The organism is Legionella dresdenensis, from assembly GCF_042649825.1.
GTDB lineage: Bacteria > Pseudomonadota > Gammaproteobacteria > Legionellales > Legionellaceae > Legionella_C > Legionella_C dresdenensis.
Genome location: NZ_JBHSAB010000013.1, coordinates 1 through 436, shown reverse-complemented (window position 1 = coordinate 436; position 436 = coordinate 1). Strand labels below are relative to the sequence as shown.

The following is a 436-nucleotide window of genomic DNA, read 5'->3' as shown; positions in this document are numbered from 1 at the left end:
CCCGCGGGTTCATGGGCAGGCGCGGTGTATACTACCGGTGCCATTATCGGGGATTGTACCGTCGTCTTTAGTTCACTCCAGATGCCGACGGTCACGCCAAGCGGTGATGCCAACCTGACGATTAACCCGAATACGCCGCAAACGATTAATTATGGGGCAACCCAGCAATTTACCGTCACTCCGGATCCCGGTTATACCGTCAACCCGGCTGTCGGGGGAACATGCCCTGCCGGTTCATGGGCCGGCGCGGTGTATACCACCGGTGCAGTAACCAGCGATTGTTCGGTAACCTTTAGCTCTTTGGAGCCTGTCGTCACCCCAAGCGGCGATGCTAACCTGACCATTAACCCGAACACGCCGCAATCAGTGACGCCGGGCGCAACGCAACAATTTACCGTAACTCCGAACCCCGGTTATAACGTCAATCCCACCGTCG

Annotated in this window: 1 pseudogene; it reads left to right on the top strand. The window is 57.3% G+C overall.

Going from position 1 to position 436, the window contains the following annotated elements:
• Window positions 1–436, top strand: a pseudogene (locus ACFORL_RS06780) (hypothetical protein); the annotation flags it as partial.